General features: G+C 57.6%; 25 protein-coding genes and 1 pseudogene. 12 read left to right on the top strand and 14 right to left on the bottom strand.

Annotated features, from left to right (window positions below; all coding sequences use genetic code 11):
• The first annotated feature begins 44 nt into the window (after window positions 1-44).
• The 3 genes from ABJD00_RS10900 to ABJD00_RS10890 all read left to right on the top strand — a co-directional run bounded on the left by ABJD00_RS10900 (window position 45) and on the right by ABJD00_RS10890 (window position 4,541).
• A complete protein-coding gene (locus tag ABJD00_RS10900; protein WP_413834798.1) occupies window positions 45-1,199 on the top strand; it encodes an MFS transporter in 1,155 nt (384 codons plus the stop codon).
• Window positions 1,200-1,302: 103 nt separating this feature from the next.
• Window positions 1,303-4,185, top strand: coding sequence for an excinuclease ABC subunit UvrA (gene uvrA / locus ABJD00_RS10895; RefSeq protein WP_413834796.1), 2,883 nt, complete (start codon window positions 1,303-1,305; stop codon window positions 4,183-4,185).
• A gap of 110 nt (window positions 4,186-4,295) precedes the next feature.
• Complete coding sequence (locus ABJD00_RS10890) at window positions 4,296-4,541, top strand: hypothetical protein (RefSeq protein ID WP_413834793.1); 246 nt, start codon at window positions 4,296-4,298, stop codon at window positions 4,539-4,541.
• 3 nt (window positions 4,542-4,544) lie between these two features.
• Here ABJD00_RS10890 and mmsB read toward each other — a convergent pair whose 3' ends face one another.
• The 3 genes and pseudogenes from mmsB to ABJD00_RS10875 all read right to left on the bottom strand — a co-directional run bounded on the left by mmsB (window position 4,545) and on the right by ABJD00_RS10875 (window position 7,597).
• Complete coding sequence (gene mmsB, locus ABJD00_RS10885; RefSeq protein WP_413834969.1) at window positions 4,545-5,417, bottom strand: 3-hydroxyisobutyrate dehydrogenase; 873 nt, start codon at window positions 5,415-5,417, stop codon at window positions 4,545-4,547.
• Window positions 5,418-5,510: 93 nt separating this feature from the next.
• Window positions 5,511-6,458: pseudogene (locus ABJD00_RS10880) on the bottom strand (enoyl-CoA hydratase/isomerase family protein); the annotation flags it as partial.
• Window positions 6,455-7,597, bottom strand: a complete 1,143-nt coding sequence (locus ABJD00_RS10875) for an acyl-CoA dehydrogenase family protein (protein ID WP_413834791.1) — start codon at window positions 7,595-7,597, stop codon at window positions 6,455-6,457. The gene ABJD00_RS10875 and the pseudogene ABJD00_RS10880, both read right to left, overlap by 4 nt.
• Window positions 7,598-8,091: 494 nt before the next feature.
• On the opposite strand from ABJD00_RS10875, the gene ABJD00_RS10870 reads away from it, so the two are divergent.
• Window positions 8,092-8,679 carry a VPLPA-CTERM sorting domain-containing protein gene (locus tag ABJD00_RS10870; RefSeq protein ID WP_413834789.1) on the top strand — a complete coding sequence of 196 codons (588 nt, stop codon included), beginning with the start codon at window positions 8,092-8,094 and terminating at the stop codon, window positions 8,677-8,679.
• 102 nt (window positions 8,680-8,781) lie between these two features.
• Here the strand turns inward: ABJD00_RS10870 and ABJD00_RS10865 are convergent, their stop codons facing one another.
• Window positions 8,782-9,210 (bottom strand): hypothetical protein, encoded by a 429-nt coding sequence (locus ABJD00_RS10865; protein ID WP_413834787.1) that lies wholly within the window; start codon window positions 9,208-9,210, stop codon window positions 8,782-8,784.
• 1 nt (window position 9,211) lies between these two features.
• Window positions 9,212-10,711: a CoA-acylating methylmalonate-semialdehyde dehydrogenase gene (locus ABJD00_RS10860; RefSeq protein ID WP_413834785.1), complete on the bottom strand. Its 1,500-nt coding sequence runs from the start codon at window positions 10,709-10,711 to the stop codon at window positions 9,212-9,214.
• A gap of 384 nt (window positions 10,712-11,095) precedes the next feature.
• Between ABJD00_RS10860 and ABJD00_RS10855 the strand changes: the two genes are divergently transcribed.
• Both ABJD00_RS10855 and coaD read left to right on the top strand, forming a co-directional pair.
• Window positions 11,096-11,530, top strand: coding sequence for a CBS domain-containing protein (locus ABJD00_RS10855; RefSeq protein ID WP_413834782.1), 435 nt, complete (start codon window positions 11,096-11,098; stop codon window positions 11,528-11,530).
• A 67-nt stretch (window positions 11,531-11,597) separates the two neighbouring features.
• Window positions 11,598-12,089 (top strand): pantetheine-phosphate adenylyltransferase, encoded by a 492-nt coding sequence (gene coaD, locus ABJD00_RS10850; RefSeq protein ID WP_413834780.1) that lies wholly within the window; start codon window positions 11,598-11,600, stop codon window positions 12,087-12,089.
• A gap of 176 nt (window positions 12,090-12,265) precedes the next feature.
• Here coaD and ABJD00_RS10845 read toward each other — a convergent pair whose 3' ends face one another.
• From ABJD00_RS10845 to gap (ABJD00_RS10830), 4 genes are all read right to left on the bottom strand, one after another.
• Window positions 12,266-14,533: an amidohydrolase family protein gene (locus ABJD00_RS10845; RefSeq protein WP_413834777.1), complete on the bottom strand. Its 2,268-nt coding sequence runs from the start codon at window positions 14,531-14,533 to the stop codon at window positions 12,266-12,268.
• 196 nt (window positions 14,534-14,729) lie between these two features.
• Window positions 14,730-15,734, bottom strand: coding sequence for a type I glyceraldehyde-3-phosphate dehydrogenase (gap, locus tag ABJD00_RS10840; RefSeq protein ID WP_413834775.1), 1,005 nt, complete (start codon window positions 15,732-15,734; stop codon window positions 14,730-14,732).
• Between the two features lie 133 nt (window positions 15,735-15,867).
• Window positions 15,868-16,011 carry a hypothetical protein gene (locus ABJD00_RS10835; RefSeq protein WP_413834773.1) on the bottom strand — a complete coding sequence of 48 codons (144 nt, stop codon included), beginning with the start codon at window positions 16,009-16,011 and terminating at the stop codon, window positions 15,868-15,870.
• Between the two features lie 65 nt (window positions 16,012-16,076).
• The gene (gene gap, locus ABJD00_RS10830; RefSeq protein ID WP_413834770.1) at window positions 16,077-17,078 is read right to left on the bottom strand and encodes a type I glyceraldehyde-3-phosphate dehydrogenase; all 1,002 of its coding nucleotides are present in this window, start codon (window positions 17,076-17,078) and stop codon (window positions 16,077-16,079) included.
• Between the two features lie 204 nt (window positions 17,079-17,282).
• Between gap (ABJD00_RS10830) and ABJD00_RS10825 the strand changes: the two genes are divergently transcribed.
• Complete coding sequence (locus tag ABJD00_RS10825) at window positions 17,283-18,245, top strand: DUF808 domain-containing protein (RefSeq protein WP_413834768.1); 963 nt, start codon at window positions 17,283-17,285, stop codon at window positions 18,243-18,245.
• Here the strand turns inward: ABJD00_RS10825 and ABJD00_RS10820 are convergent, their stop codons facing one another.
• Window positions 18,246-18,503: a hypothetical protein gene (locus ABJD00_RS10820; RefSeq protein WP_413834765.1), complete on the bottom strand. Its 258-nt coding sequence runs from the start codon at window positions 18,501-18,503 to the stop codon at window positions 18,246-18,248.
• A gap of 405 nt (window positions 18,504-18,908) precedes the next feature.
• Window positions 18,909-20,924, bottom strand: a complete 2,016-nt coding sequence (gene tkt, locus ABJD00_RS10815; RefSeq protein WP_413834967.1) for a transketolase — start codon at window positions 20,922-20,924, stop codon at window positions 18,909-18,911.
• A gap of 277 nt (window positions 20,925-21,201) precedes the next feature.
• Between tkt and ABJD00_RS10810 the strand changes: the two genes are divergently transcribed.
• Genes ABJD00_RS10810 through ABJD00_RS10800 form a run of 3 tightly spaced genes read left to right on the top strand, consistent with a single transcriptional unit; the run spans window position 21,202 to window position 22,505 of the window.
• Entirely contained in the window at window positions 21,202-21,693 is a 492-nt protein-coding gene (locus ABJD00_RS10810; RefSeq protein ID WP_413834762.1) for a hypothetical protein, read from the top strand.
• Window positions 21,686-22,078: a cell division protein ZapA gene (locus ABJD00_RS10805; RefSeq protein ID WP_413834760.1), complete on the top strand. Its 393-nt coding sequence runs from the start codon at window positions 21,686-21,688 to the stop codon at window positions 22,076-22,078. Before ABJD00_RS10810 ends, ABJD00_RS10805 begins: the two co-directional genes overlap by 8 nt.
• A 1-nt stretch (window position 22,079) precedes the next feature.
• Complete coding sequence (locus ABJD00_RS10800) at window positions 22,080-22,505, top strand: GNAT family N-acetyltransferase (protein ID WP_413834758.1); 426 nt, start codon at window positions 22,080-22,082, stop codon at window positions 22,503-22,505.
• Between the two features lie 4 nt (window positions 22,506-22,509).
• Here the strand turns inward: ABJD00_RS10800 and grxD are convergent, their stop codons facing one another.
• Genes grxD through ABJD00_RS10785 form a run of 3 tightly spaced genes read right to left on the bottom strand, consistent with a single transcriptional unit; the run spans window position 22,510 to window position 23,427 of the window.
• Entirely contained in the window at window positions 22,510-22,872 is a 363-nt protein-coding gene (gene grxD / locus ABJD00_RS10795) for a Grx4 family monothiol glutaredoxin (protein ID WP_413834756.1), read from the bottom strand.
• A 1-nt stretch (window position 22,873) separates the two neighbouring features.
• Window positions 22,874-23,188, bottom strand: a complete 315-nt coding sequence (locus ABJD00_RS10790; protein WP_413834754.1) for a hypothetical protein — start codon at window positions 23,186-23,188, stop codon at window positions 22,874-22,876.
• The gene (locus ABJD00_RS10785) at window positions 23,185-23,427 is read right to left on the bottom strand and encodes a BolA/IbaG family iron-sulfur metabolism protein (RefSeq protein WP_413834752.1); all 243 of its coding nucleotides are present in this window, start codon (window positions 23,425-23,427) and stop codon (window positions 23,185-23,187) included. The genes ABJD00_RS10790 and ABJD00_RS10785 overlap by 4 nt, the downstream gene beginning before the upstream one ends.
• A 312-nt stretch (window positions 23,428-23,739) precedes the next feature.
• On the opposite strand from ABJD00_RS10785, the gene ABJD00_RS10780 reads away from it, so the two are divergent.
• Together ABJD00_RS10780 and ABJD00_RS10775 are read left to right on the top strand one after the other, a co-directional pair.
• Complete coding sequence (locus ABJD00_RS10780; protein WP_413834749.1) at window positions 23,740-24,708, top strand: XdhC family protein; 969 nt, start codon at window positions 23,740-23,742, stop codon at window positions 24,706-24,708.
• Window positions 24,705-25,718: a molybdopterin-binding protein gene (locus ABJD00_RS10775; protein ID WP_413834747.1), complete on the top strand. Its 1,014-nt coding sequence runs from the start codon at window positions 24,705-24,707 to the stop codon at window positions 25,716-25,718. Before ABJD00_RS10780 ends, ABJD00_RS10775 begins: the two co-directional genes overlap by 4 nt.
• The last annotated feature ends 70 nt before the right edge of the window (window positions 25,719-25,788 follow it).

Here is a 25,788-nt window from a genome sequence, read left to right as displayed (position 1 = left end):
AATCACAGCTTGAAGCCCCGGCGCGTGCGGCGTAGCCGGGGCTTATGACCCAGCACACCAACTTTCCACTCGTATTCATCCTTTGGGGGGCAGGATTGGGAGCAGCAGGGCAATATGCCAAGATCAGTGTGATCTTTGACCAACTCGGGCCATTCTATCCGGATGCGGGGGTTGCTCTTGGGTTTATCGTTTCTCTTGTCGGTTTTGTCGGCATCCTGTTGGGTGTCTTTGCGGGCCTCGTCGTAGCGCGAATCCGTTATCGGCGTGCGATGCTGTGGGCGCTTTGTGCTGGGGCGACGATGTCGCTGTTTCAGGCCACATTGCCTGCGCTGCCTTTGATGTTGGCCAGCCGTGTGGTTGAGGGGATGTCGCACCTCGCTATCGTCGTCGCGGCCCCCACACTCATCGCTGGCCTAAGTGCGGCGCGCCACACCGGTTTCACCCTCACGCTGTGGAGCACGTTTTTCGGCGTCGCCTTCACCCTTTTGGTCGCGCTGGGCCTACCGCTGGTCGCCGCATACGGGGTGCCGGCGCTCTTCATCGCTCATGCCATTTGGATGGCTGTTTTTGCGATTGTGTTGAAGCAGTTTCTTAGTCCAATACAGGACCGAGCTGAGGGCGCTCTGTCCTTGCGTGGTCTGCTGTTTGATCACCTCACCATCTACCGCTCGCCGCGCATTGCAGCACCCGGGGCGGGCTGGTTGTTCTATACCTTCTGTTTCCTCGCCATTCTGACGGTTTTGCCGCCATACATTGCACCAGAGTGGCGGGCGTGGGTCATCGGGGCGATGCCGTTGGTGTCGATTGCTGTATCAATGACACTGGGGGTTTTGGCGCTGCGCATGATCTCGGCGGTGCAACTCACTCAAGTGGGCTTTGTGTGCAGTGTCGCAGCGCTCATTTGGTTGCTGATGGCACCGGGTCTGCCTGCTGCCTGCCTTGGGCTTGCGGCGGGGTTGGGTCTGGTGCAGGGGGCGACATTCGCGTCGATCCCCCAATTGAACTCAACGTCCACCACACAGGCCCAAGCCTACGGAGCGCTGGCCCAGACCGGCAACTTGGGCAACACCATTGGAACGCCTGCGCTTTTGGCAATTCTTGGGGTGGCCGGTTACGCAGGCATGATCTGGACAGCGATATTCGTGCTCATGGGCGGCTTTTTTGTGCACGCATGGATGGCGATGCGCCGCCGCCACTGACATCCCATGGCAGCAACGCGCATGTTCACGCCATGTTCTCATTTTTCCATTGGCCCGACAGCGCCTCTGGCCTATGTACGAAGTGTTAACCGGGGGGCTGATCATGGCCGAGCTAAAGAACATCGAGGTGCGCGGCGCGCGCGAGCATAACCTTAAGTCCATCGACGTGGATATTCCGCGCGACCAACTGGTTGTGATCACTGGGCTTTCGGGGTCAGGCAAGTCGTCGCTGGCGTTTGATACGATCTATGCCGAGGGCCAGCGTCGCTACGTGGAATCTCTGTCCGCATATGCGCGCCAGTTCCTCGACATGATGCAGAAACCGGATGTGGATCACATCAGCGGCCTCAGCCCTGCCATTTCGATTGAACAAAAGACGACATCGAAGAACCCCCGATCGACCGTCGGCACTGTGACCGAGATTTACGACTATATGCGCCTGCTGTTCGCGCGCGTCGGCACGCCGTATTCCCCCGAAACGGGCAAGCCCATCGAGGCCCAGCAGGTACAAGATATGGTGGACAGGGTGATGGGCCTTGAAGAGGGCACACGTGCCTATCTGCTTGCGCCGATCATTCGTGATCGAAAGGGCGAATACCGAAAGGAATTCATTGAGTTACGCAAGCAGGGCTTCCAGCGCGTCAAAGTCGACGGTACCTTTTACGAACTCGACGAACCGCCCACGCTGGACAAGAAGTTCCGCCATGACATCGACGTGGTCGTGGACCGGATCGTGGTGCGGGAAGGATTGGAAACCCGGCTTGCGGATAGCTTGCGCACAGCACTGGATCTGGCCGACGGTATTGCCGTTCTGGAAACCGCTCCAGCAGAGGGGGATCCCGAACGCCTGACGTTCTCAGAAAAATTTGCATGCCCGGTCAGTGGATTTACCATCCCAGAGATCGAACCACGCCTATTTTCGTTCAACGCGCCCTTCGGTGCATGCCCATCTTGCGATGGGTTGGGGGCTGAGCTGTTCTTTGACGAACGCCTCGTTGTGCCTGACCAGAACCTGAAAATCTATGATGGCGCGCTGGCCCCATGGCGCAAAGGCAAATCCCCGTATTTCCTGCAAACCATCGAAGCCATCGCAAAACATTACGAATTCGACCAGCAAACCAAGTGGAAAGACCTGCCAGCCTTTGTGCAACAAGTCTTCCTCTACGGCTCTGGCGATGAGGAAATCCCGTTCCGCTACGACGAAGGAGGACGGGTGTACCAAGTCACGCGCGTCTTCGAAGGGGTCATCCCCAATATGGAGCGGCGCTACCGCGAGACAGACAGCAACTGGATCCGCGAAGAATTCGAACGCTATCAAAACAACCGCCCTTGCGGGACTTGCAACGGTTACCGTCTGCGCGCCGAGGCGTTGGCAGTGAAAATTGGCCCGGCTGATGACCCGGATAAACTGCTACACGCAGGTCAGGTTGTACAGATGTCGATCCGTGAGGCTTATGACTGGTGTTCAGCCGTGCCTGACTACCTGACATCGCAGAAAAATGAGATTGCGCGGGCCATTCTCAAGGAAATCCGCGAGCGCCTTGGGTTCCTGAATAATGTGGGTTTGGAATACCTTACGCTTTCCCGCTCAAGCGGTACGTTAAGTGGTGGAGAGAGCCAGCGCATCCGGCTTGCTTCTCAGATCGGCTCTGGTTTGACAGGCGTGCTTTATGTCTTGGACGAACCGTCAATTGGCCTGCACCAGCGCGACAATGACCGATTACTTGGCACGCTCAAAAACCTGCGCGATCAAGGCAATACCGTGATCGTGGTTGAACATGACGAAGAGGCGATCCGAGAGGCGGACTACGTGTTCGATATCGGCCCTGGTGCAGGCGTGCATGGCGGCGAAGTTGTCGCCCACGGCACTCCGGCCGAGGTCACAGCCAGTGGTTCGATCACTGGCGACTACCTGTCCGGCGTGCGCGAAATTGCAGTGCCCGCCACGCGGCGCAAAGGCAAGAAGGGAAACAAGAAGGTCACCGTGGTCAAGGCGACGGGCAACAACTTGCAAAACGTGACCGTTGATTTTCCACTGGGAAAATTCGTCTGTGTCACAGGTGTGTCGGGCGGGGGAAAGTCCACGCTAACCATCGAAACGCTGTTCAAGACGGCCTCGACGCGCTTGAACGGGGCGCGCCAAACCCCCGCACCATGTGAGACGATCAAAGGGCTCGAACACCTCGACAAGGTAATCGACATTGACCAACGCCCGATTGGACGCACTCCACGATCCAATCCTGCCACCTATACAGGGGCCTTCACGCCAATCCGGGACTGGTTTGCTGGGCTGCCCGAAGCCAAGGCGCGCGGTTACAAACCTGGGCGCTTTAGTTTTAACGTCAAAGGCGGGCGTTGCGAGGCTTGTCAGGGCGACGGTGTGATCAAGATTGAGATGCACTTCCTTCCCGATGTCTATGTGGAATGCGAAACCTGCAAAGGCGCGCGTTACAACCGCGAAACGCTCGAGATCAAGTTCAAGGGCAAGTCCATCGCCGACGTGCTCGGCATGACCGTGGAAGACGCGCAGACCTTCTTTCAGGCCGTTCCGACCATCCGCGAAAAGATGGATGCGTTGATGCGCGTCGGCCTTGGCTACATCAAGGTTGGTCAGCAGGCGACGACCCTATCGGGCGGTGAGGCACAGCGGGTAAAGCTGTCCAAAGAGCTCAGCAAACGCTCAACCGGGCGAACGCTTTATATTTTGGATGAGCCCACGACCGGTCTTCACTTTGAAGATGTGCGTAAGTTGTTGGAAGTGCTTCATGAACTGGTGGATCAAGGCAATTCCGTGGTGGTGATCGAACACAATCTGGACGTGGTCAAAACGGCCGATCATATCATCGATATCGGTCCCGAAGGTGGGGATGGCGGCGGTAAGGTCGTGGCCACCGGCACACCCGAAGAGGTGGCCGAGGTCGTCGACAGCCACACGGGCCACTATCTCAAGTCGATGTTGTCAGCTCGCAAGGTCGCCGCAGAGTAGCGGCGTGCCTACGGGGGAGAAATAAACCCGACTGTTTCGGTCAGAATGCCGCATTCCGCAATGTGGTAGCCGTACTATCTCCATCCTAACATCAGATGGAGAGGTGACCGATGACCACCAACACCACGAACGTTGCTGTACCAGTTGTCCCGGCACAAAGCGCAGGCGACTTGGCGCGCACCTTTGGAAGGACCTTGTTTGGGACGGAGTTGCGGGTTCTTCTGTTTGTTTTTGCGCTGATCGTGACCTGGGGTCTTGCCATCGCCACATGGGGCTATCCTGCGTTAATTATCGTGGCGTTGTGCCTTGTGCCCGTGATGTTCACGGTCCTGCTGTTGATCACGGTTGGCAAGTAGGGCTCAGGAGCGTCCGCGCGTTTCAAACCGGGGCAGCATTGCGCTGAAATCCTTGCCTTTTCCGTCTTCGTCCTCGACGAACTGACGGTACAATTCCAGCGCGCGTTGGCCCATCGGCGTGTCCGCATCCACGGCCGCTGCCGCTTGCTGGCTCAGGCCAAGGTCCTTGAGCATCAGTTCGGCTGCAAAGCCGGGGGTGTATCCGTTGTCCGCAGGGCTGGTTGGACCAACGCCGGGGGCAGGGCAGTAGGTGTTCATTGACCAACTGAACCCCGACGACGTGCTGACAACGTCAAACATCTTTTGGCGCTCAAGCCCCAGCTTGTCGGCCAACGCAAAGGCCTCGCAGGTGGCGATCATCGTGGCACCAAGGATCATGTTGTTGCAAATCTTGGCGGCTTGACCGGCCCCAGCATCGCCGCAATGCACGGCCTTTTGACCCATGATGTCGAATAGGGGGGCTGCGCTGGCAAATGCGGCTTCGCTCCCGCCCGCCATAAAGGTGAGCGTGCCGCCTGCGGCCCCACCAATGCCGCCCGATACAGGCGCGTCGACGCACAAGATACCCGTTGCCTCGGCCATCGCGGCCACAGCGCGAGCGCTGTCTACATCCACGGTCGAGCAATCAATGAAAGTGGTGCCTGCGCGCATGGTGGGGATTACTTCTGCTGCGACGGCGCGCAGGATGTCTCCGTTAGGCAGCATCGCGATCACGATGTCTGCGCCGTCAGCGACCTCAACAGCGCTGGTGGCAGAACTAACGCCTTTGGCCGTCGTGCCTGCGACATCATAGCCAGAGACATCGTGCCCCGCAGCCGCCAGATTGGCAGCCATTGGCGCGCCCATATTTCCAAGTCCGATAAACCCGATTTTCATGCCCGTTTCTCCCAATTTCAACGCCAATTCCCCCAGCGGCATCAGCATCTTGGCCACGGCTGTGGCAGGCACTGCACCATCGGCAAACCGCCACTTTGGATTTCGATCCTTGTCGATGATAGCTGCACGAATCCCTTCGAGGAAATCGCCATGCTCCATTGCGCGTGCGGTGAACCGGTATTCCAGATCCAGCGCCTTTTCCAAGGTCAGGGTTGGACCACGCAAACGGTGCAACGCCTCGATCGTGCAGGCCATAGACAGGGGGCTGTTCCGCCCCATCCTTTTCAGCGTGTCGCGTGCAAAGTCGCTGTCTTCGGCGCGCAAGGTGGTGAAGACATCGCCAAGGGCGGCCCCATGAAAGTGCCGGTCGATATCTGGCATCGCTGCTTGTAACGGACCGGGGGCTGGGCGCGTGGCAGCGTCCGCGATGTGGGGAATATCGCCGGTCTGTTCGAGGGTGGTGATCAAGTCTGGCCATTGCGCTTGCGGAATAAAGTGGTCTGCAAAGCCTGCAAAAATCGCATCCCCCGCGTCCATTCGCGCCGCTGTTGTCCCAAGGTATTCCCCCAGCCGGCCGGGCGCGAGAGCCAGCATAAGCGTGCCCCCAACATCGGGCATCAATCCGATCCCGCATTCCGGCATTGCGATCTGGCTGCTTTCCCCCACAATCCGGTGCGACCCGTGGCAGCCAAGCCCAACCCCGCCACCCATGGTAAAGCCCTGCAGAAAGCTCACAACAGGCTTGGAGTATTGGAAAATCTTGTGGTTCAGGCGGTATTCGTCGCCCCAGAATTTCTGACCGTAGCCGAAGTCGCCTTTGGTGCCGGTCTCGTACAGTTCGGCAATATCACCGCCTGAGCAAAACGCACGGTCGCCTTCTGCGTCCAACACCACCAGTGTTACTGCGTCGTCCTGTGCCCATTTATCAAAGGCATGCTCAATCGCCACGCACATCTCGTATGTCATGGCGTTGAGTGCTTCAGGGCGCTGCAAGGTGATACGCCCGGCGCACCCCTCGATGCGGATAGAAATATCGCTCATCGGTTCTTCAACATGTCGCGGGCTACAATCACGCGCATGATCTCGTTGGTGCCTTCAAGGATCTGGTGGACGCGCAGATCGCGCACCAGCTTCTCGATCCCGTAATCGGCAAGGTATCCGTATCCGCCATGCAGTTGAAGACACTGATCAACGATACGCGACCCGGCTTCGGTCACGAACTTCTTGGCCATGGCGCAGAATTTGGTAGCGTCAGGCGCGCCGGTATCAAGCTTCCATGCCGCTTGGCGCAGGAAAGTACGGGCCGCCTGCAACTCGATCTCCATATCGGCAAGGCGCCATTGCAGCCCCTGAAACTGATCAATGGGCTGACCAAAGGCCTTGCGTTCACCCATATAGGCGAGAGTGCTGTTGAGGGCAGTCTGTGCAGCCCCTAGCGAGCAGGCGGCAATGTTCAGACGCCCTCCATCCAGCCCCATCATCGCATATTTGAAACCCTGACCCTCTTCACCGACAAGATTAGCCGAAGAAATGTTGCAATTGTCGAACTGTACCTGCGCCGTAGGTTGGCTGCGCCAGCCCATTTTGTCTTCCAAAGCACCGAAACTCAGCCCATCCACACCGTCATCTACGTAGATGCACGAAACGCCTTTGGGCCCATCCTCGCCGGTGCGGACCATGCAGACATATGCGTCCGAATATCCGCCACCCGAAATGAACGCCTTGGTGCCGTTCACAACGTACCCCTCATTTGTGCGCTCGGCCCGAGTGCGCAGGGCAGAGGCGTCTGACCCGCTGCCGGGTTCCGTCAGGCAATAGCTGAGCACCGTGTCCATGCTGAGTACGCCGGGCATGACCCGGGCCTTCAGATCATCGCTGGCGAAGTTGTCGAGCATCTTGGCGCACATGTTGTGGATCGAAAGGAACGCCGCGACAGACGGGCAGGCCATGCTGAGAGCCTCGAACACCAGCGTCGCATCCAACCGGGACAGACCGGAGCCGCCCGCGTCTTCGGACACATAGAGCGAGGCAAAACCCAGCGCGCCGACCTCGGGCCAGAGTTCTTTTGGAATAGTACCTTGGGCTTCCCAATCGCGGGCGTGGGGCGCGATATTATCCTGCCCGAAAGCATGCGCCATGTCGAAGATGGCGGTCTGTTCCTCTATCAGGGCGAAATCCATGTATCCTCCTGTGTTTGGCTGGAATATGCCACGTTCGTCTCGGAATGGAACTCCCATATCGCAAGCCGTACGGGGGGCTGATAGATGCCTGCGCTCGCTAGCGGGAGGATGCGCCTAGTCCGATGGCAATCAGCATGCACGCGAGGCTGACAAGCAGATGTGGTTCGGGAGTGCCCGGGGCTGTCAAAAACACGGTTTGCAGGGGCATCTGTCTAACCCACAGAGCATCTTTCGCGCAATTGCGAGGCCTGACTACCAGGGGCGCTATTCGCGGTGCTGAACACAGGGGCCATTCAAGTGATTCGGGGGAGCGCGGTGACAAACAGGTCGAGAGTTTCACTTTCAAAGACCCGCAAAGCGCGAGGGTTACTACCCTCACGAGAGTTTCGCGGCGCTAAGTGCGGTAAAATTCTCGCTCTGGCTGAATGTGGCAACATTTAGGCGAAAGAGTGTCCAGCTTCCATCAAAGCATGATATAAAAAGGCATTTGATGAATGGATTTGCTGGTAGAGGCGGTTAGGAACTTAGAAATGCGGTATTTGAATCTAAAAACCACTCTTGCAGCATTGTCGGTTGGCGCGGTGTTGGCGTTTTCGGGCGCTGCGAGCGCTGCCACATTGACTGGTGCTTTATGCGGGAACAAATGGATTGGTCTTTCTCAAAACGGTACGGAACTGAGCGCCCTGATGTGCCAAAATGGTAATACGACAGGTGGTAAAAACAGTCCGATCGGGCAGTTAGGCTGGACTGACCTCGCTGAATTGAACGGTTCTGGAACTTCAGGGATCCTGACGGTAGATGGATCTACGAAAACATGGTCGCTTTCGTCGACCAGTGGCTATGAGATGATTGGAATTTCCGTCAAACAGGGGAACGGTTTTGCGTTTTTCAAACTCGATTTGGACGATGCGCTGACTGGAATGTTTGGGACGGGCAACAACGCGCCAAACGGTTCCGTTTTCTCGCACTATAACGCATGGGGCATGGGCTCGTCATCTACAGTGCCGCTTCCCGCCGCAGCTTGGATGTTGATTGCCGGACTTGGTGGTCTTGCTGCGCTAAAACGCCGCAAACGAACCTGATTGCAAATTCTTTGCTACGATAAAAGGCGGCTCATTCGAGCCGCCCTTTTTCATTTGATCCCGCTGTTGAAACTGCGGCGCACTTCTCCTGCGCGCCACCCGCTAGGTTTGAACCCCGGCGGCGCGTAGCATCTCATCAATGCTGCCCTCTGGTTGGCCGAGCAATGTCAACGCTTCGGCTTGGGTGTCTTGCACCATAATCACAACATTGGTGATGTCCGCCCATGTGCGGGTGAACAGGATGGCGATCTCTTTGGCGATTGGGGTGGGGGCCACATAGACGCACAGCGATTGCACGCCCACACCCGCCAGGCGTTCTGCTTTGGCCGCTTGTATCTCCATGAAGCGAACATAGTCTTTTTCAAATCCAGCGATATGGGTCATGTCGACCAGCTGTTTCTGCCCCGCCACATAATCCGGATGCGCCACATAAGCGGCCGACGCGCGCATGAAATCGTCGATGGCCGAGTATCCAGTGAACTCGACCACGACAAGACCGCGCTCCGGAATTATGCGGAAGGAAAGGGGCAAATTACTCCATAACGGGAATAGAAAATTCGCCGCCTTCTTTGATGCCGGACGGCCAGCGCGCCGTTACCGTCTTGGTTCGCGTATAGAATTTGAACGCGTCCGGTCCGTGCTGGTTCAGGTCCCCGAACACTGATTTCTTCCACCCGCCAAAGGTGTGATAGGCCAGTGGCACTGGGATTGGCACGTTAATGCCCACCATCCCGATGTTGATCCGGTTCGCAAAGTCGCGTGCGGCATCGCCGTCGCGGGTAAAGATCGCGGTGCCGTTGCCGTATTCATGATCCATTGCAAGGCCGATGGCCTCTTCGTAGCTTTGGGCGCGCACTGTTGACAGAACGGGGCCAAAGATTTCCTGGGTGTAGATGTCCATGTCTTTGGTCACGTGATCAAAAAGGTGCGGCCCGACGAAAAAGCCATCTTCATAGCCCTGAAGATTAAAGTTGCGTCCATCGACAACCAGCTTGGCCCCCTGATCGATACCCGTCTGTACCAGACGTTCGATGTTGGCTTTGGCGGCCGCTGTGACCACAGGCCCGTAGTCGACGTCATTGCCAGCGGTGTAGGGGCCGACTTTCAGCTTTTCGATGCGTGGCACCAGTTTTTCGATCAGGCGGTCGGCCGTTTCATCGCCCACTGGCACGGCAACCGAGATCGCCATGCAACGTTCGCCAGCAGCCCCGTATCCCGCGCCAATCAAGGCGTCTGCGGCCTGATCCATGTCTGCATCGGGCATGATGATCATATGGTTTTTGGCCCCACCGAAACATTGAACCCGTTTGCCGTTCGCACAGCCGGTGCCATAGATGTATTCCGCAATCGGAGTTGATCCGACAAAACCGATGGACTGGATGACATCGTGGTGCAGGATTGCGTCCACTGCTTCTTTATCGCCGTTGACGACCTGCAAGACGCCCTTGGGCAAGCCTGCTTCTTCCATCAACTCGGCCAGCATCAGCGGCACAGACGGGTCCCGTTCAGACGGTTTCAGGATGAACGCGTTGCCGCACGCAATCGCAGGCGCAAACATCCACATCGGGATCATGGCTGGAAAGTTGAACGGGGTGATGCCGGCAGTCACTCCGAGAGCCTGACGCATCGAGTACATGTCGATGCCGGGACCAGCGGAGTCCGTATACTCACCCTTCAAAAGGTGCGGCGCTCCGATACAGTATTCTACGACCTCAAGACCGCGCTGCACGTCACCTGCAGCATCCGGCAGCGTCTTGCCATGTTCACGGCTCAACGCTTCGGCCAGCTTGTCCATATCGCGGTTGAGCAGGGCTACAAATTTCATCATCACGCGTGCGCGGCGTTGTGGGTTCACAGCGGCCCACGCGGGTTGAGCTGCGGCGGCGATCTCTACGGCGTGAGCGACCTCGGCAGTTGAGGCCAGTGGCACACGGGCCTGCACCTCACCCGTTGCCGGGTTCATCACATCGGCAAAGCGGCCTGAAGTGCCAGCGACATGGGCGCCATTGATATAGTGGGTGAGGTCTTGCATGCAGTCTCCTGTTGCGCGCCAGTGCGCAGATCTGTGTGGGGGTATCTGTACCCGAACCGCGGCGCGAGCACAGAGCGCGACAAAATACGCTTGAGCCTACGATAGCGCCGCAAAACGGGGGGTAAAAGAGGCAAGTCTGCGTTTTCTCGCTCAACGTGTATTGCTGGTCATTTGTTTGGAATGGACTGACGGTCGCTTGCGGTATTGCGTAGTCCAACCGAGGGCTAGAGCTTTATCTACGCTCCGAAAAAGACGCTTCCCGGTCTTGCGACTATACCGGGCAAAACGGCGCCGACTGGCCACATATTGTACAGCACCCTTGACACAAGGCGCCCTCGCACCCGACGCTGACGGGGCAATACAACCATTACAGAGGACCAAACCATGCTTGTTCATCAGATTCTTAAGTCAAAATCGGACGATACAGTGGTCACGGTCAAGCCGGGTGCATTGGTTTCCGAAGCGGTGAACATCCTGGCGGAGCGTAAGATCGGTACTGTTGTGATCTCCAAGGACGGGCTGCGCGCAGATGGGATACTGTCGGAACGAGACATTGTCCGGATGCTGTCGCAAAGGGGCGGGTCCATTCTGAATGACCGTGTGGACGCCTATATGACATCCAAGCTGGTGACATGCGCGCGCGAAGACAGCGCCGACAGCGTTCTGCAAAAGATGACGGATGGGCGGTTTCGGCACATGCCTGTTCTGGAAGATGGACAGTTGATTGGGCTCATCACTCTGGGAGACGCCGTTAAGGCGCGACTGACCGAACTGGCGATGGAAAAAGATGCCCTTGAGGGCATGATTATGGGGCATTAAACGCGCCTTGCAATCCCCCAACGTAAATGTTGGATTGCCATAATACGACTTGCGAAAGGCGCCCCCCATGCGCATCGGCCTTTACCCCGGCACCTTTGATCCCATAACGCTGGGGCATATGGACATCATTCGGCGCGCCAGTCCAATGGTCGACCGGCTCGTGATCGGAGTTGCGATCAACCGGGACAAGGGCCCGCTCTTTTCGCTCGAGGAACGCGTGGCGATGATCGAGGCCGAATGCGCCAAGCTGAGTGCCCAGACCGGCACAGAGATCATTGCGCACCCTTTTGAAAACCTGCTGATTGACTGTGCCTCTGACGTTGGCGCGCAAATCATCTTCCGTGGACTGCGCGCCGTGGCGGACTTTGAATACGAATTCCAGATGGTTGGAATGAACCGCAAGCTCAACGACAGCATCGAGACGGTTTTCCTGATGGCAGAGGCCCAACACCAGGCCATTGCATCCAAACTGGTCAAGGAAATCGCTCGGCTGGGCGGGGATGTCAGCACCTTTGTCACCCCGCTTGTGAACAAAGCCCTGCAAGAACGGTTTGCGTGACCGGCAAGTATCGAAACGTTAGGCCAAACCACATTCGCGAAGCATAGACCCAAGGGCGCGCCGCAGCGCTTCAACAGCGGCCCCGCGGCTTGGAAGGTTCTCAGCCTGTGACAAAACAGCCTGACCAACACTCCTAACCGCTTATGGATCGTCAGGATGTAACCCTATTTGATTATCTATTCTCCAAGGTCAGCGGTCACTACGGACGCTGTGATCAGATCACCCAATGTGCGCGCCACGCAGGCACCTGAATGTGGCGCCCTGGCCATTATCGAGGGCGACAGGCGGCCCAATGCCCCGGGCGATCCTTGCATGTCCTGCGTCACCGCAACAAGGCGCAGGAAATCCGCGTAAGGATCGGTTCCGTCTTTTCGGGGCCGGTAGTTCAGAAATCCTTCCTGAGCATTGGCGGCATAGACGTTTTCGCCCTCCTTGATCGTCTTGACAATGGTGATGCTGTCGAGCGTTTCAGGGTCGATGGCCGTTGGGTCATCGGACAAGATCACCAGATCGGCAAGTTTGCCCACTTCCAGTGATCCCTTCCGGTCTTCTTCAAAATGTTGATAGGCGGGCCAGATTGTCATGGCCTTGAGTGCTGTGATGACATCTACCCGATGCGCTGGACCTATAATGTCGTTGGAGCGTGAGCGGCGAGTGACCGTTGCATCCAGAATGCGCATAGAATCCGGAAAGGCCACGGGGGCGTCGTGGTGGCTGGAAAACATCATGCCGCGATCGCGGACCCATCCTGTGGGGGAAATGTTGTCTGCCGCGGCCGGGCCTACTGTACGGTCACGGTGCCAGTCACCCCAATAAAACGTGTGCATAGGAAACAGCGACGGGAACACATCAAGACTGTTAAAGGCGTCCACCTGATCTTCGCGCAGGAACTGTCCGTGGATCAGAACGGGGCGGCGGTCTGCTTCTCCATGCGCCTGAGTGGCGGTATCGACCGCGCCAATCAAGATGTCTGAGGCGCCCTCTCCATTGGAATGCACAAGGATCTGAACATCGTTTTCGAAGGCCCAGTCGACCGCATCAAAAACCTGATCGCCAGTGGCCGACGCATAACCAGCATAATCCGCTCGAAAGCCTTCTGGCGGGTTGTAGTAAGGGCGGTCGCGCAGCGCAGTGAACCCTTGCGGCGAACCGTCAATCGTGAGCTTTGCCCCACCTACACGAAACCTGTCTGTATATGTGCGAGACTGGTTTTCAACGATGTAGTCGCGGTCCACCAACACGTCGGGGTAGGTCACGACGTCGATGTCCAGACCTTCTTCAGTTGCCACCGATTGCATCAGTTTGCTGACTGCTGGAACGGAGCGACCTTCCTGCGCCGTGGTATAGCCGAATGACGCATAAAGTTCAGTGCCGGCCCGAAAAATCGCTCGGTTTGCTTTTTCATCCAGCCCACCAAGCAAGGCGGCAAGAACGGGTGCTGTTGCATTTTCTTCAAGCACGCCATTGGGTTCATTGCTGCCTTGGCGCCGGCGGATGACGCCACCGGCCGGATCAGGAGTTTCTGCCGTAATACCGGCAAGTTCCAGTGCTTTGGTATTTGCGACCCCTAAGTGTGCGGACTGGTGCACAGCATATACTGGAAAGTCTGTCGATACCGCGTCTAATTCATCCCGGGTTGGGTGGCGTTGCTCGGCCAGTTGCGCATCATCATAGCCAAATCCAAGGATTAAGCCCGCAGCAGCAACGCGTTCAGGTTGGGCGTCAGCAAAGTCGCGCAGTACACGTTGCAACGTGGGGATATCGTTCACTTCGCCGTCGGGTGCCGGCAGCAAGTTCGCCGACAGCGCCTGAATACCTGTCATGAACACATGGCCGTGAGCGTCAACGAGGCCCGGGATCATCGCACGGCCTGCCAGATCAATCATCTCTGTGCCGGGGCCGCGCAGCTTCATTATGTCGTCTGCTTTGCCGACACCCACAATGACGCCGTCTTTTTCTGCCAAAGCTTCGGCCCGCATTTGACTGTCATCCATAGTCAGGATTGGGCCACCCGTCCAAATGCGGTCTGCGATAACCGGGCCGTTTGGTTCTGTTGCAAGGGCGTGTTGCTCTCGAAAATACTCCCATGCGTCGACGACAGTTCCATCAGACAACGTGCAAAATCCGCGCAGTCCTTCGTCAGTGTTTTCGATAGAGTATGTCCCACCTTGTTCGATGCAATACACAGCAGCGGGGTTTGCCAGTTGCGTGCTGCCCGAGGGAGCGGCGCTATGTTGCTCTCGAAAATGCGCCCAGGCATCAACCACAGAACCATCCACCAACGTGCACAGACCGCGCTGACCTTCGTCAGTGTCTTCTGTGGAATATGCCCCGCCTTGTTCGATGCAATATACGGCGGCGGGGTTTGCTAACTGGGAAGCTACGGCGGCAGTTACAAAACAAGTGACAAAAACAGCGGTGATTGAGAGTACTGAGCGGAGCAAAGCCAATATCCTTTTTGAAAGTGTCTTTGGTCACCTCAGAGTCTTTGGGATGCCATAAGACGTCAACCTATAACTCCGCGGCTATGTCGTGAAACAATCGCAACGCTGGTCATCGCCACGCTTCGCGCACGAAGCCAAAAGAAAAGGGCGCCCCGGTGGGGCGCCCTGACAAAAGCTTTTAGCGGGGAGTTGCCCGTCAGAGATATTTGCCCATCTCCACGGCAGTGTCCGCCATCCGGTTGGAAAAGCCCCATTCGTTGTCATACCAGGTCAAAATCCGCACCATAGTGCCGTCCATTACTTTGGTTTGATCCGTGGCAAAAATCGACGAGTGGGGATCGTGATTGAAATCTGAGCTTACCAGCGGCGCGTCCGTGTATCCTAGCACGCCCTGAAGCGGGCCTGTACCGGCAGCCGCCTTGATGGCTCCGTTGATTTCTTCGACCGTTGTCGCGCGCGATGCTTCGAATGTCAGGTCGACGACGGATACGTTCGGGGTAGGGACGCGAATGGCGACACCATCCAGCTTACCGGCCAGATCAGGCAGCACCAGCCCGACAGCCTTCGCCGCACCTGTCGAGGTGGGGATCATGGACAACGCCGCCGCGCGTGCGCGGTACAGATCCTTGTGCATCGTATCGAGTGTTGGCTGATCGCCTGTGTAGCTGTGGATCGTGGTCATGAACCCTTTGACGATCCCAATCTCATTGTGCAGCACGTGCGCCACAGGGCTGAGGCAGTTGGTTGTGCACGAAGCGTTGGACACCACAATGTCGTCACCGCTGAGGGTCTCGTGGTTCACGCCGTATACTATGGTTTTGTCGGCATCCTTGCCAGGAGCCGAAATCAGCACCCGGCTGGATCCGTTTGCAAGATGCGCCTGACAGGCGTCTTTCGAGGTGAAAATACCGGTGCATTCCAACACGATATCCACATGGGCCCATGGCAGGTCTGCAGGATTGCGTTCTGCTGTTACTTTGATCGGGCCACCACCCACGTCAATGCTGTCCGCGCCTGTCGTCACCTTAACGGGGAACCGACCGTGGACAGAATCGTATTGCAAAAGGTGTGCGTTCGTCTCAACCGGACCCAGATCGTTGATCGCGACGACCTCGATATCGGTGCGCCCGCTTTCCACGATTGCGCGCAGCACATTGCGGCCGATCCGGCCAAATCCATTGATTGCAACTTTGATCGCCATGGTGTTTCCCGTCTGCTGAAAAATGTCAGGTCCAGTCTGAAACGCTCGGCCAAAAGCAGGCAAGCGCCGTTACCGCTAACAAAGGCATCTGGGGCCGGATGTCAACCGGGCAGGGCGCCCGCCGTGCGGGTTGCTAGCGCCAAAATGCCATGTATTCGAGCAGGTCCGCGAACTTTTTGCCGAGGAACACCAGATGCTCTGATCCGTAAATCATCACATCCACGCCGATGGCCATAAGGATGAACACTGCAAGTAAGAGAGCGCCGCGGTTGGTCATAAAGCCCGCTAGGGTTGAAGAACGTGACCTGCCTTGTGCCAGCCTCGCTTCAAACGCGCAAGGGATCAGCTAAGGCGACCCATGGCCACGGCCACATCGGCCATGCGCACCGAAAATGCCCATTCATTGTCATACCAAGCGAGCACTCTCACAAGCCGGTTGCCGACCACCTTGGTCTGGTCCGGCGCGAAGATCGAAGAGTGATCTGTATGATTGAAATCGACGGACACTTTTTGCTCGTCATCATAGGTAAGCACGCGACCCATTTCTCCTTGAGCGGCTTCGGCCACGGCTGCGTTTACTTCTTCTACGGTCACGTCGCGGCCAGCGGTAAAGGTCAGGTCAACCGCGCTGACATTGGGGGTAGGCACACGCATCGCAGTGCCGTCCAGCTTGCCAGCAAGGTTTGGCAGCACTTCACCCAATGCTTTTGCTGCTCCGGTCGACGTAGGGATCATTGCCATGGCCGCGGCCCGCGCGCGGTAGAGATCATCGTGCCGGCGGTCGAGCGTCGGCTGATCCCCGGTATAGCTGTGGATCGTGGTCATGATGCCTGACTCGATTCCAAATGCATCGTCTAGCACTTTAGCCAACGGGGCCAAGCAATTGGTTGTACAAGACCCGTTGGAAATCATCCGGTCATTGGCCACCAACTCGCGGTGGTTGACGCCAAAGACAACGGTCTTGTCCACGTTCTTGCCGGGGGCAGACAGCAACACCTTGCGGGCGCCACGTTCCAGATGTGCGGCGGCCTTGTGCCCATCATTGAACTTGCCTGTGCATTCAAGAACGACATCAATACCGCTCCAGTCCAGTTCGTTCATGTCATAGGTCGACATCATTCGGATCGGTCCACGGCCAAGGTCCATTGCGTTGTTGGACAAGGTGATCGTGCCGGGGAAGCGGCCATGAATGCTGTCATACCGCATCAGGTGAGCGGAAGTTTCCAGTGGTCCGGTCGCGTTGATCGCCACCACATCGATGTCGTTGCGCATGGATGTCGCGATATGAGACAGGGTGCAGCGGCCGATACGGCCAAATCCGTTGATGCCAACTTTGATCGTCATACCTGGTGTCCTTTTTACGCTACGCCATGTCTTGATTGGGGATGTGTTAGTCGCAATAGTGTGTTCTGAGAAGGGCAAAAATGGCCATATTACAGGGTGTTAGCGATAAACGTATGCGTCCGTATGCAGTTGGCGCTAACAGTGTACGTGCGCTTTCGTGCATGTTATGCGCTAACGTAAGAACATGACGCAGGAGCGAGTGCGATGAGTGGATTATTGGCGCTTTTGGACGACGTTGCCGGAATCGCGAAAGTGGCTGCCGCAAGTGTTGATGATGTGATCGGGCAGGCGGTCAAGTCGGGCTCGAAAGCCGCTGGTGCTGTGATTGATGATGCTGCAGTTACTCCTAAATATGTGCAGGGCTTTGCGGCCGAGCGCGAATTGCCGATCATCTGGCGCATCACCAAGGGCTCGCTCAAAAACAAGCTGCTTTATCTGCTTCCGGTGGGCCTTTTGTTGGCGAACTTTGCACCATGGGCGATTCCACCGTTGCTGATGCTGGGCGGGGCCTATCTGTGCTTTGAGGGCGCTGAAAAGGTCGCGCATATGCTGGGGTGGGGCCATGGGCACGATGACTACCCGGGCAAAGCTGCCGAAGTGCAGGATCCGGCCCATCTCGAAGAGCAAAAGGCGGCGGGTGCAATAAAGACGGACTTTATTTTGTCTGCGGAGATCATGACGATCTCTCTGGCGGCGATCCCGGACAGCAACTTCTGGTTCGAGGCGGCAACACTCGCGGCGGTCGCTGTCATGATTACCGTTGCTGTTTATGGATCAGTGGCGCTTATCGTAAAGGCTGATGATGTCGGTTTGGCACTGGCGTCTGACGGACGGTTGAGTGCAACGCGTGCGCTTGGGCGCGGGATCGTGCGGATCATGCCCGGATTTATGAAGCTGCTCACCATTGTAGGCACTGCCGCAATGTTGTGGGTCGGCGGGTCGATCATCGTTCATGGTTTGGCCGAGTTGGGGTGGCACACTCCCGAGAACCTGATTTACGGGGTCGCAAAGAGTGTCGCGGCTGGGTCTGGTTTCATTGAGTGGGCCGTAAAAGCGGGCATCGACGGCCTGCTGGGCCTTGGTCTTGGTTTCTTGCTGATACCAGTAGGGGAAAAAGTGATTACGCCGATCTGGCGCAGCATTTCGCCAAGTCAGAAAAGCGTTTGATTAGTCGACGCGGCGCGCCTCGGTGGCGACGACGCCACGGGCTTGATGCAAGGGCACGAACACCTGTGCGCGTTTCGAGTGCATGCCTCTGACCAGATGTGGATCGAAACCAACGTCCTTGCGGCCGCGTCCTTCAAAATCGACCCCTCGCAAAACTGCGTAAGCAGCGACAAGTAGGAAGATGCTCACGCCGCTTGCTGAATAGATTAGCAACGACCACCAGAACCCATACCCCACCAGCAAAGCAGTGGCACCCATAACGATTCCTGCAAATATTGAAATCAATAAACCGCCAAGCATTGTTTCCGCCTGTTTCTCATCCCACTCTATTGAGACTGATCAAACAGTACTGGGCAGATCCTTAGCAAAACATTAATTTGGGTGAGCAAAATACTGCCTACCTAGGGTTGTATTGCGCTGGATCTGGGCAAAAGTCCTCCTAATGGTGGGCAAGAGCACTCAAATTGTCTTGTTCACTGCCGCAGGCGCCCGGTTCGACTATTGTTTCTGGCTAAGCACGAGGATGCGCTTGGAAGCGTGATTCTATCTGGGAGGGAATTTCCGCGCGGTTTTTGCGAAGGTGGTTCAGGCCATTTAGGCTACAACCTTTTCAAGAAAAAGGCCCCGGCAAGTGCAGGGGCCTCTCAACAGCATGGCGTATGGTCACAGCAGGGCTTTGGCCCTTTCGACTACATTGGCCGCCGTGATCCCGAACTTTTCGAACAGTACATTTGCCGGGGCGGAAGCTCCGAAATCTTCCATGCCAACGAAATCTGCCTTCTTGGCGTTGCCGCGCTCTCCCAGCAACCACTGATCCCACCCCTGGCGTACTGCCGCTTCGATCCCGATGCGGACGGGGCCAGCAGGTAGGACTTTGCGACGGTAGGTTTCGTCCTGCTCTGCAAACAGCTCCATGCAGGGCATCGAAACCACGCGGCAGCCGATACCGGCCTCTTGCAGTGCTTCGCGTGCGTCCATCGCGACGGACACTTCGGAGCCTGTGGCGATCAGGATGACCTGACGTTTACCCGTCGCTTCGGCGAGCACATAAGCACCTTGTGCGCTCATGTTTTTCAGCTTGTGCTCAGTGCGCACTGTGGGCAGGCCCTGACGGGTCAGGGACAGTACGGATGGGGTGGAAGGCGATGAAAACGCCAGTTCCCATGCTTCGGCTGTCTCGATTGCGTCGGCCGGGCGGAACACATGTGTGTTCGGTGTCGCGCGGCTGATCGCCAGATGCTCGACTGGCTGGTGTGTTGGGCCATCCTCGCCGAGGCCGATTGAATCGTGTGTCATCACAAAGACAGTGGGGATTTTCATCAAGGCGGCCAGGCGCATAGCAGGTCGCGCATAGTCGGTAAAACACATGAATGTACCACCATAGGCGCGGATGCCACCGTGCAGCACCATGCCGTTCATTGCCGCCGCCATTCCGTGCTCGCGAATGCCCCAGTAGACGTAGCGCCCGCCACGGTTTTCTACATCAAACACGCCCAGATCGGATGTTTTCGTGTTGTTTGAACCCGTCAGGTCCGCCGATCCACCAATGGTTTCGCTCAACACTGGGTTCAGCACCTCAAGCGCCTTTTCGGATGCCGCACGTGTTGCCACTTTGGGTGCACTTTCAGACATCTGCTTTTTGAACGCTTTGACGGTCGCAGACAGCTTCTTGGGCACTTCGCGGGCCATCACACGGTTGAATTCTGCCTGCTTGCGGCCAGAGACAGAGCCAAAACGGCCCTCCCATTCGGCGCGGGCTCCAGAGCCCTGGGCCCCGATCTCTTCCCACGCAGATTTCACATCCGCAGGCACATCAAAAGGCCCGGTTGTCCAGCCATAGGCGGCCTTTGCAGCGGCCATCTGATCTGCATCGGTCAGCGCGCCGTGACCTTTGGACGTATCCTGCGCGGCATGGCCCAACGCGATATGCGTTTTGCAGGCAATCATCGTCGGCTTGTTCTGTTTCTTGGCCTTAATGATGGCGGCATCAATGGCCTCTGGGTCGTGGCCGTCAATCTCAATCACGGCCCAGCCCGCGGATTTGAAACGCTGCGGCTGGTCAGTTGTGTCAGACAGCGTGACAGGACCATCAATCGTTATGTTGTTGTTGTCCCAGAACACGATCAGCTTACCCAAGCGATGACGGCCGGCGAGGGTGATTGCCTCCTGGCTCACGCCCTCCATCAGGCAGCCGTCGCCCGCGATGACATAGGTATAGTGATCAACGATCTTCTTGCCGTAGTGGGCGCGCAGGGCTTCTTCGGCCATGGCAAAGCCAACCGAGTTCGCGATGCCTTGCCCCAGTGGACCTGTCGTAGTCTCAATGCCATCGGCGTGCCCATATTCGGGATGGCCCGCAGTGATGGCGCCCCACTGGCGGAAATTCTTGACCTGCTCCAACGTCATGTCGGCATAGCCGGTCAGGTGCAGCAAGGAATAAAGAAGCATGGAGCCATGGCCCGCCGACAGGATGAACCGGTCGCGATCTGGCCAGTTTGGCGCAGAGGCATCGAACTTCAGGTGCTTTTCAAACAGAACAGTGGCGACGTCAGCCATCCCCATTGGCATGCCGGAGTGGCCGGAATTTGCCGCAGCCACAGCGTCCAGGGTCAGGGCGCGGATGGCCGTGGCCTTCTTCCAATGGTCGGGATGGGCGGTGCGAAGAGCGGTCAGGTCCACGATGCAGATGTCCTTTGGATCAAGAGATTTGGCGCTCAATATCAGGCAAGAGGCAAAGATCAAGGCGCTGTAATGCTCTAGAACGTATCGTCTCTGGCCGGTCAGTGTATGCGACACTTCAATGCCGACCTGCAAGTGATTGATCGCAAAGGGGGGCGCATTTCCAAAAAGCATTGGATAAACTGTTCATTAACCGGACGGCGCAGCGATTCGCGCTGTTGGGGATCAGACAGGCCCGCGACCAAGGGTCGGAGCAAAACGGGAGACAGGCTTCGCCATGAGCGAGATTGATGCACTAGAACAGCGCCTGACCGCGGCTATGGACCGGATTGCCGCCGGAACAAGCGCCTTGGGAGCGGCACAAGGGGGCGACACGGCCGAGCTGCAAGCAGCCCTTGATGATGAAAAGATCGCAAACGCTCAACTTACTGAGCGAGTGCGCAAGATGTCTGAGCGACAAGAGGCGGCATTGGCCGAAGCGCGTGCTGCCTCTGAGGCGACGCAAACCCGTGTTGCTGCGATGGATTTGGAATTGCAGCGCCTGCGCAAAGCCAACGATCAACTGCGCGAGTCGAACTCTGCATTGCGCACCGCCAACGAAGAGGGCGTAGGCGAGCCACACCTTATCAACAAGGCGATGATGGCCGAACTTGAAGCCCTGCGCGCCGCGCGCGCGGCAGATGTGGCCGAAGCCTCTAGTATCCTTGGTGCGCTAGGGCCGCTGCTAGAACAGATTGACGTGCAGGGTGAGGAGAACGCGGATGCCTGAGGTGACCATTTCCATCGGTGGGCGTAACTTTGCGGTGGCCTGTCAGGATGGCGAGGAAAGCTACCTGCATGCTGCAGCCAAGATGCTGGATGACGAGGCTCAGGCGCTGGCTGATCAGGCGGGTCGTATGCCTGAGGCACGGATGCTGTTGATGGCGGGGCTGCTTTTGGCTGACAAAACAGCAAGCGTCGAAGATCGCATGCGCGAAATGGAAGCATCATTGGCCGAGCGCGAGGCGGAACTCGAAGGGCTGCGCACCCTGGGCGCGCCGGAACCGGAGCGCATCGAGGTGCCTGTGGTCCCGCAATCCGTGACTGAAACGCTGGCCGAACTTGCTGCCCGCGCCGAAGCACTGGCAGCAGATGTCGAGGAAAAGACGGGCTGACATGAAACTTCGGGTCTTGTGCGCACAGGACGCGCCGGCCGCTTGCGCCCTTTATCTCGAATTGACCCGAAGCGGGCAGGTCGCGGATGATGCGCAGTTCGCCCGCGTTCTGGCGCATTCCGGAACCACCGTTCTGGGGGCGTTTGACCAAAATGAACTGGCATGCATGGCGACACTGCACATCCTTCCCAACATGACCTACGGTGGGCGCCCCTACGGATTGATCGAAAATGTTGTGACGGCCCGCAGCCATCAGCGCCGAGGTGTCGGGCGGCTAGTGCTCACCCGACTGATCGACATGGCGTGGGAGGTGGATGCCTACAAGGTCATGCTACTGACCGGGGCGGCTCGGGGCGCGCAAGGGTTCTATCGCAAAGTCGGCTTTGACGACACCGACAAGCATGGAATGGTTGTGCGCCGCCCCTGATCGCTCAGCCGTTGGCTTCGCGGATCTTGTCAGCGGCGTCTTTGTCGAACGTGACGTTGTTTTCCGAAAACAGCGTGTCCAGCTCACCCGACAACGTCATCTCAGTGATGATGTCGCATCCGCCCACAAATTCGCCCTTCACATACAGCTGCGGGATGGTGGGCCAGTCCGAGAATTCTTTGATGCCTGACCGAATGCCCTCGTCGGCCAAAACGTTCACGTCGGCAAAGTCGACGCCCATGTAGTTCAGCACACCCGCCACACGGCTGGAAAACCCGCATTGCGGCATGGATTTCGTGCCTTTCATGAAAAGCACCACGTCGTTGGCTTTGATCGTATCGGTAATTTGTGCGTTTGCGTCGCTCATGTCAGTCATCTTTCTCGATATAGGCGCGGTGATAGCGCGCGGCATAGGTTTCATCTTCGGGCATAGGGTCAATGCGGGTGCTTGCGGCGGCCGCAAAGCTGCCTTTGGTTCTGCGTCGCCCGGCAATAGTGTTCACCCGTTCAAGGGCATCGTTGCGTCGGTTGACTTGATCGATCAGGTCGAGATTTGTGGCTTCCATTCCCAAGGGTACATCGCGCACCTGTCCCATTTCTGCACGTCCGGGTTGGCGCGCCGAAAGCGGACGCCGTGCACCACGTCGAAATGGGGCCGAAAGGAGAGAAAGCAATGCGTTCATCCAGGCGCCTTTGTGGTGAGCGCCAAGGCATGCAACTCTCCATGGCTGCCGTCCATCTTGCCCTTCAGGGCTTTGGTAACGGCGCGGTGCTGCTGCACTCTGTTCATACCTTCAAAGGATGCATCAATCACTTCGGCAGAGTAATGATTGCCGTCACCTGCAAGGTCGGTGATCGTGATTTTTGCGGAAGGAAAACTCTCGCGGATCAGATCCTCGATTTCCTGGGCTTGCATAGGCATGTGGGCGTGTCTCCGATCTGGTGTTGTTCCAGATTTAGGGCGGCGGGGGCGGGGGTGCAAGCGTTTGCGCTGCATAGCGTGCGGGGTTGAACTTGGGGATGCGTGGGGTTTACGCTCTAGGCTCACCAAACCAGCAGGTTCAGACCCATCCTCGATTGATCGATTGTCGCACAGATCGCCCCGCGCCGCCTAGGTAAAACTGCCGCGTCCCCGTGATGGGGCCTTCGTTGAATTCACTTGGCCACCACGCGTCGTTTTGTCTGACAACTCTCAAGCGAAGTCGGTTGCGATCCAGCAGATATGGAGATCGCAATGGACACGTTTGAGAATGCACCAGAGCAGGCGCTAGTCTGGGCCAAGGACGGGCAGGGCGCTGCACTTGCTACAGTTGTGCAAACTTGGGGCAGTGCCCCGCGCCGCGCAGGCGCACAAATGGTTGTGTCTGGCGAAGGCGAGATGTTCGGCTCAGTCTCCGGGGGCTGTGTCGAAGGCGCGGTTGTGGTTGAGGCGCTTGAAGCGTTGGAAGACGGAGTGCCCCGGCTACTGGAATATGGTGTAAGTGACGGGGATGCCTTTGCCGTCGGGCTGGCCTGCGGTGGAACCATCAAAGTGCTGGTCGAACCCATCGGGACCGTCATGCCGCTTGATCTTCTTGAGGCTCTCGTCGCAGCGCGCGCCTCACGCACACCAGCGGCTTACGTCGTGGACGTGAGCTCGTGGGAACGACGGCTCGACCACACCGGGCACGCCGCGCGTTTTAGAAATGATCGCAGTGGCATAGATGAAGACGGTCGTACCTTTGTCTCCATCCACAACCCTCCTTTGCGCCTCGCAATTGTGGGGGCCGTACATATCGCACAGGCCCTTGTACCAATGGCGCGCATTGCAGGGTATGACCCGGTGATCATTGATCCGCGTGCGGCCTTCGGGTCTGCTGCGCGCTTTCCGGGTGAGATGTTGATTGAGGATTGGCCTGATGAGGCATTGGCAGAGGTCGGCCTTGATACGCGCACGGCTCTGGTGCTGCTGACCCATGATCCCAAGCTGGATGATCCAGCCCTCCATATCGCTCTTGGTTCCGACGCGTTCTACATCGGGGCGCTCGGGTCAACGCGGACGCATGCCAAACGGGTGGAGCGCTTAACGGAGGCCGGGTTTGCGGTCGAACAGATTGCCCGCATCCGTGGCCCCGTCGGTCTTGATATTGGAGCGGCCAGCCCTTCCGAAATCGCTGTATCGATCCTTGCGCAGATGGTGCAAAGCTTGCGTAGGCCTGCATGATCTTTGGTCCCGTTCCTGTGGCAGAGGCGGAAGGGGCTATTTTGGCGCATTCCGTGACGTCCGCGTCAGGCCGGATTGCCAAGGGAACAGTCCTGACCAAAACCCACGTGGCGGCCCTTGCGAAAGCCGGGCATGCAGAAGTGACTGTCGCGCGACTGGACGCCGGAGATATCGAGGAAAACCAGGCGGCAGAACAACTGGCCCGTTCCATTGTTCTGGACCCTTCGGCGCAACACGTGCGGATCAGTGCAGCCGGAGCTGGCCGTGTGAACCTGTATGCCACGTGCCCCGGCGTTGCAGCGATTGCGTCAGACAAGATCTCGGCCATCAATGTGATTGATCCGATGATCACCGTGGCCACGGTCCCACATCTGCACCGAGTGGATGCGGGCACGATGATCGCGACGATCAAGATCATATCCTACGGCGTGCCGGGACCAGCATTAGGAGACGCCTGCACCGTCAGCCCGCACGCGCTTGGTATTTTGCCGCCTGCGTATTCGCGAGCCACTCTGATCGAAACACAAACAGGGGATGATGTGCCATCGTGCAAGGGACGTGCGGCGATGATCGCGAGGGTCGAGCGGCTGGGTCTTGAGATGAGCGACCGGGTGATTGTGCCGCATGATAGTTCGGCGATCGCATGCGCAATTGATCAGGCGCCGGGCGATATCCTGTTTATCCTTACGGCTTCTGCAACATCTGATCCTCGCGATGTCGCGCCCGAAGCATTACGGTCGGCAGGGGGGCGGGTTGAGGCCTATGGAATGCCGGTTGATCCCGGCAACCTTTTGTTTTTCGGCGATGTGGACGGAAAACCAGTTATTGGCTTGCCGGGCTGCGCACGTTCGCCTGCGCTCAACGGAGCCGATTGGGTTTTGGAGCGCCTGATCTGTGGAGTAGCGCTGACGCAGGCTGATATTTCGGCTTTGGGCGTCGGTGGCTTGCTCAAAGAGATTCCAACACGTCCCAGACCACGCGCTTCCGGGAGCGGACCGGACAGTGCATGATCCTGCGTTTTCGCTCGCCACGCGAAATTTTCGGTTCTCATGGCGGCGACCACGTGTTTAACTCTCCCCA

Origin of the sequence: Tateyamaria sp. (assembly GCF_039945315.1) — a bacterium.
Lineage (GTDB): Bacteria > Pseudomonadota > Alphaproteobacteria > Rhodobacterales > Rhodobacteraceae > Tateyamaria.
This window is presented reverse-complemented; position numbering and strand designations above follow the sequence as displayed.

Excerpts from the sequence above, each read along its gene's own strand:
- ABJD00_RS10860 (WP_413834785.1), bottom strand. The coding sequence starts at position 10,711 with ATGCAAGACCTCACCCACTATATCAATGGCGCCCATGTCGCTGGCACT.
- ABJD00_RS10900 (WP_413834798.1), top strand. The coding sequence starts at position 45 with ATGACCCAGCACACCAACTTTCCACTCGTATTCATCCTTTGGGGGGCA.
- ABJD00_RS10825 (WP_413834768.1), top strand. The coding sequence starts at position 17,283 with ATGAGTGGATTATTGGCGCTTTTGGACGACGTTGCCGGAATCGCGAAA.
- ABJD00_RS10785 (WP_413834752.1), bottom strand. The coding sequence starts at position 23,427 with ATGCCTATGCAAGCCCAGGAAATCGAGGATCTGATCCGCGAGAGTTTT.
- ABJD00_RS10775 (WP_413834747.1), top strand. The coding sequence starts at position 24,705 with ATGATCTTTGGTCCCGTTCCTGTGGCAGAGGCGGAAGGGGCTATTTTG.
- ABJD00_RS10890 (WP_413834793.1), top strand. The coding sequence starts at position 4,296 with ATGACCACCAACACCACGAACGTTGCTGTACCAGTTGTCCCGGCACAA.
- ABJD00_RS10810 (WP_413834762.1), top strand. The coding sequence starts at position 21,202 with ATGAGCGAGATTGATGCACTAGAACAGCGCCTGACCGCGGCTATGGAC.
- ABJD00_RS10790 (WP_413834754.1), bottom strand. The coding sequence starts at position 23,188 with ATGAACGCATTGCTTTCTCTCCTTTCGGCCCCATTTCGACGTGGTGCA.
- coaD (WP_413834780.1), top strand. The coding sequence starts at position 11,598 with ATGCGCATCGGCCTTTACCCCGGCACCTTTGATCCCATAACGCTGGGG.
- ABJD00_RS10835 (WP_413834773.1), bottom strand. The coding sequence starts at position 16,011 with ATGACCAACCGCGGCGCTCTCTTACTTGCAGTGTTCATCCTTATGGCC.
- ABJD00_RS10780 (WP_413834749.1), top strand. The coding sequence starts at position 23,740 with ATGGACACGTTTGAGAATGCACCAGAGCAGGCGCTAGTCTGGGCCAAG.
- uvrA (WP_413834796.1), top strand. The coding sequence starts at position 1,303 with ATGGCCGAGCTAAAGAACATCGAGGTGCGCGGCGCGCGCGAGCATAAC.
- ABJD00_RS10805 (WP_413834760.1), top strand. The coding sequence starts at position 21,686 with ATGCCTGAGGTGACCATTTCCATCGGTGGGCGTAACTTTGCGGTGGCC.
- grxD (WP_413834756.1), bottom strand. The coding sequence starts at position 22,872 with ATGAGCGACGCAAACGCACAAATTACCGATACGATCAAAGCCAACGAC.
- gap (WP_413834770.1), bottom strand. The coding sequence starts at position 17,078 with ATGACGATCAAAGTTGGCATCAACGGATTTGGCCGTATCGGCCGCTGC.
- ABJD00_RS10875 (WP_413834791.1), bottom strand. The coding sequence starts at position 7,597 with ATGGATTTCGCCCTGATAGAGGAACAGACCGCCATCTTCGACATGGCG.
- ABJD00_RS10855 (WP_413834782.1), top strand. The coding sequence starts at position 11,096 with ATGCTTGTTCATCAGATTCTTAAGTCAAAATCGGACGATACAGTGGTC.
- ABJD00_RS10820 (WP_413834765.1), bottom strand. The coding sequence starts at position 18,503 with ATGGGTGCCACTGCTTTGCTGGTGGGGTATGGGTTCTGGTGGTCGTTG.
- gap (WP_413834775.1), bottom strand. The coding sequence starts at position 15,734 with ATGGCGATCAAAGTTGCAATCAATGGATTTGGCCGGATCGGCCGCAAT.
- ABJD00_RS10870 (WP_413834789.1), top strand. The coding sequence starts at position 8,092 with ATGGATTTGCTGGTAGAGGCGGTTAGGAACTTAGAAATGCGGTATTTG.
- ABJD00_RS10800 (WP_413834758.1), top strand. The coding sequence starts at position 22,080 with ATGAAACTTCGGGTCTTGTGCGCACAGGACGCGCCGGCCGCTTGCGCC.
- mmsB (WP_413834969.1), bottom strand. The coding sequence starts at position 5,417 with ATGAAAATCGGGTTTATCGGACTTGGAAATATGGGCGCGCCAATGGCT.